Origin of the sequence: Microcystis sp. LE18-22.4A, assembly GCF_027531105.1 — a bacterium.
Taxonomy (GTDB): Bacteria; Cyanobacteriota; Cyanobacteriia; order Cyanobacteriales; family Microcystaceae; genus Microcystis; species Microcystis aeruginosa.
Map to the genome: position 1 here is coordinate 1 of NZ_JAPZRB010000274.1, position 3,733 is coordinate 3,733.

Consider the following 3,733-nt stretch of genomic DNA (forward strand, 5'->3'; position numbering starts at 1 on the left):
CTTTCTGAACAGCAGGCACTAGAGCAAGCGTTAGCAGAACAAGCGCAGGGTAAAATTATCAAACATCGATTTTAACGTAAGAGGGCGTATGATATCTGGTTGTCCTTAAGCACTAGAGACTTTTTGAGCAATTTAAAACAAAATGATCCTGAAACTTATCACAAAATCCGCGATCTGTTGCATGATTGATCACTCCAGAGAGAAGATTTTAAAACAGGCACTCCCGAAAGAATTGAAGTATTTATTGTTAACCATCTAAAAGTTTATTATAGAATAATACATCGCTTAAAAAGTATTGATGTTATTGATGTCATTGACTTGAGAAAATGAAATAACTAGACTATCAAATGGGGAGTTTGTCGCCATTATTTTCAACGCTTGAATTGAGAAAAATTACTATGAAAATTCAAACAGATTTGACGATTCCTGAGATTGAGGAAATTAGAAAAGAGGGAGTTAAAGCTCTCGTAAAAAGATTGGGAATTGCTAAAGCGGCCTTCTTTCTAAGAGAAACAGCATCCCAACCTCTAAATTATTTAGAGATTAAAGATCGGTTATTTGGTGAAATGACAGCAACGGATATTTACGATCAAATTAAAGGCGGCTATCACTGAAATGATTGAGGAAATTCGTCAAAAAGTTAGACAAAACCAATTTGAATTTTCTCAACACGCTGTCAATCAAAGTATCCTGCGTCAGATCAGTGTTCAAGAATTACGGGAGGCGATGGAACAAAGCGAAATTATTGAAGATTATCCAGCTGATAAGTATGGTGCAAGCTGTTTACTTTTGGGATTTACTCTAATTAATAGAGCCTTACACATTCATTGTAGCTATCCCTCTCGCCCTTTGCTCAAAATTATTACCCTATATGAACCCGATCCAAATTTATGGATTGATTTTAAATCAAGGAGAACACCAGATGTCAACTAATTCTAGACAAGAAACCTTAATTGAACAAGAAGTTACCTATACCCTTGAAATCAATGGCAATTTTTTTATTATAGAAAATGTCCCCGCTAGAGTCTGTGTAGAAACGGGAGAGCGTTTTTTTGCACCAGAAACTGTCGAACGCTTGCAGGAAATTATCTGGGAAAATAAGCGACCAAAACGGGTAATTGAAACACCAGTATTTGACTTTGCTAGTTAGTGTTTAATAGAAAACTGGCAAATCGAGCAACAATTGAAGTCTTAAATTAGGGGCGATTGCGCTATATTTGTAGAGTGCGATCGCTTTTTTGTTTATAATAGTTAGGGCTTGCTGAATAATGGTAAAACCCTTTTAAAATAAGGCTTTTGACCTGTTAAAATCCGATGTTAGTGCAAGAATATAGGATTAAGACCTTCAAAAACCTGGCATTATCCTTTTTTTAGTACATAAACTGGTACAAAAAAAGAGGGCAACAAAGCCTGAAACGACCGGCTACTGACTCGGAGACTCCTGACGACCGACTCCTAACCCCACCAACAAACTTTTTGCCGCAAACCCTAGTTAAAGACACGATAAATTGATTCAAGTCAAGCCCATGCCACTAACTCTTAATTTAACATCGGAAATCGAACAATATCTCAGCCAAAAAGCGAGGGAGAAAGGTCTTTCTCTAGAAGCTTATGTCCTAAAGTTGCTCAAGGATACTATTTTAGAACAAGAAAAACAGACCAAACTGGTTAATTTACTTCAATCTTGGATTGATGAAGACGATGAACAAGAACAAAAAGAAACAGGTGAATATTTAATCGAAGCACTTGACCAAGATCGCTTATCTGAGCGTCCTTTATTTCCGGCTGAATTAAAGGGAGTAACTTGGTGAATAGAGTAGTTTTATTAGATACGGGAATTATCGGTTTAATTACTAATCCTAAGCGAGCGCCTGAAAGTCTAGCTTGTAATTGTTGGCTACAAACACTAATTAAAGCAGGTATTAGGGTTATTCTTCCAGAAATTGCTGATTATGAGGTGCGTCGAGAGTTGTTACGCGCTAACAAGATTAAAGGAATTAAGCGACTGGATGAGTTAGCTAACTTAATAGAATACCTACCCATTACAACGGATGCAATGCGAAAAGCTGCTTTATTTTGGGCGCAGGCACGCCAACAAGGACAACCCACAGCAGCAGATAAAACAATTGATGGTGATATGATTTTAATTGCACAAGCTGTCACGTTATCTGTGACAAATCTGATAATTGCGACAACAAATGTAGGTCATTTATCCAAGTTTGTCAGAGCAGATTTATGGCAAAATATTAGTTTTGATTAACATTGTTCTTAGAGGAACTTTATTGCAAGAGAAGTGACGCAAACCGAAAGAGAAGCTTAGGAAGAGGGATGAGCCAGAAATCGCAGATGATTTACGGACAGAGTATGACTTGAAGTGCCTCCAAGTTAGGGCGAATAAAGCTATAATTAAGGTCTCGAATTAGATGTGATTGCGCTCTATTGATAAAGTGCGATCGCTTTTTTGGGGAGACATTCCACATTTTTATTAATCTTTGTTAGAATGACGATCTGGGTAATGGCTTTGAGTTGATTGGAGAACTAACCGAAATAGAGATTATCGCCGTCAACTTCCTTTTTACAATTCATTGGGAAACGTTATACAAGGTTGGGTTATGGTTCTAGTGGGGAATTGGCAATAGTTCAATAGTAACGGAACCGCCTTCAATCGCCTGAATTCGCAAATCATAGCCTCGCAACAATCCCATCCCAATTAAAGGCACTGTTTCGGATTTATTGATGTCGATTGTGCGATACTGACCGTCCCAAATTACCCTCGCAATATAAACGTCGAAAATACAATAACTGCCATCTCCCAATGTTGCGATATCACGCCCCTTCCAGGTTAAATCTAGAACCGCAATAATACTAGAAGGCAAGGTCAAAAATCCTGAAAAACCTGTATCAATTACTGCATCTACGAGTTGCCTTCTAGTATCGTTTTTCACGACAACTGGAAGGATTGCCTCACAACTCTGATTTACCGAGCCATACATCATAGAGTTTCTCTCAAACTCCGTGCGCCAAAATGATAGACTGCCCGATGCCCAATGCGGATAAACCAAGTCTGAGCATCGGGATATTTGGCCAGGAGATGCTCTGATGCGGTTACGATGTCATCAGCCACTTCAAAGGCTCCAGTTTCAATGTCGATAGCGACAATTTTACCATGATTGCCTTCCTCGACTTGAGAACGAATCTGAGATTCATAGAGGTCGTTGCCACGTCTAGCAAATTCTTCTTTGCTGTATCGGGGTTGTCGAAGTTTCATCGGTTTGATTTCGTTTAACTTTACGTTTCCATTTTAGCTGACATGACAACATCTTCTCTCACTCCTCTCTAATGCCTCGTATCGAACATTGAAGATTGATATCTTTGGTGCAATCCAGGCGGCTGATTTTGGCGAGGATTATTGGCAGTGATCGCGCTATATTGATAAAGTGCGATCGCTTTTTTTGGTGTTAGAATAAAGGAAACCATAGCGTTTTGATTGGCTGAGACTTTTTATGCAATCTGATCTTTTCCAGACGACTCAACCTGCTTGAGATGAAGAGATTAAACAAGCGATCGCATCTGCAGCTGAGGAACTGTTAACGCAGCTTAATCCAGATTATCTCATTTGTCAGGAAACATCGGTCATTCGCTTTGCAGATATCCCTCTTTCTGAACAGCAGGCACTAGAGCAAGCGTTAGCAGAACAAGCGCAGGGTAAAATTATCAAACATCGATTTTAACG

At 39.0% G+C, this 3,733-nt stretch carries 8 protein-coding genes; 5 read left to right on the forward strand and 3 right to left on the reverse strand.

All coding sequences use genetic code 11. The features are described from left to right. The first annotated feature begins 398 nt into the window (after positions 1-398). From O9295_RS12825 to O9295_RS12845, 5 genes are all read left to right on the forward strand, one after another. Positions 399-614 carry a hypothetical protein gene (locus O9295_RS12825; RefSeq protein WP_190721978.1) on the forward strand — a complete coding sequence of 72 codons (216 nt, stop codon included), beginning with the start codon at positions 399-401 and terminating at the stop codon, positions 612-614. A gap of 1 nt (position 615) precedes the next feature. Further along, a complete protein-coding gene (locus O9295_RS12830) occupies positions 616-933 on the forward strand; it encodes a DUF4258 domain-containing protein (RefSeq protein ID WP_002779213.1) in 318 nt (105 codons plus the stop codon). Further along, positions 872-1,150, forward strand: coding sequence for a YgiT-type zinc finger protein (locus O9295_RS12835; protein WP_002755282.1), 279 nt, complete (start codon positions 872-874; stop codon positions 1,148-1,150). Before O9295_RS12830 ends, O9295_RS12835 begins: the two co-directional genes overlap by 62 nt. A 376-nt stretch (positions 1,151-1,526) precedes the next feature. After that, complete coding sequence (locus tag O9295_RS12840; protein ID WP_147070611.1) at positions 1,527-1,811, forward strand: hypothetical protein; 285 nt, start codon at positions 1,527-1,529, stop codon at positions 1,809-1,811. Next, complete coding sequence (locus O9295_RS12845; protein WP_288033185.1) at positions 1,808-2,260, forward strand: PIN domain-containing protein; 453 nt, start codon at positions 1,808-1,810, stop codon at positions 2,258-2,260. The genes O9295_RS12840 and O9295_RS12845 overlap by 4 nt, the downstream gene beginning before the upstream one ends. 358 nt (positions 2,261-2,618) lie before the next feature. Here the strand turns inward: O9295_RS12845 and O9295_RS12850 are convergent, their stop codons facing one another. The 3 genes from O9295_RS12850 to O9295_RS12860 form a co-directional block, all read right to left on the reverse strand. Next, positions 2,619-2,996 carry a hypothetical protein gene (locus tag O9295_RS12850; RefSeq protein ID WP_002795912.1) on the reverse strand — a complete coding sequence of 126 codons (378 nt, stop codon included), beginning with the start codon at positions 2,994-2,996 and terminating at the stop codon, positions 2,619-2,621. After that, complete coding sequence (locus O9295_RS12855) at positions 2,993-3,268, reverse strand: hypothetical protein (protein WP_002795910.1); 276 nt, start codon at positions 3,266-3,268, stop codon at positions 2,993-2,995. Before O9295_RS12855 ends, O9295_RS12850 begins: the two co-directional genes overlap by 4 nt. A gap of 68 nt (positions 3,269-3,336) precedes the next feature. Further along, positions 3,337-3,477, reverse strand: a complete 141-nt coding sequence (locus O9295_RS12860; RefSeq protein WP_288033187.1) for a hypothetical protein — start codon at positions 3,475-3,477, stop codon at positions 3,337-3,339. Positions 3,478-3,733 lie beyond the last annotated feature (256 nt).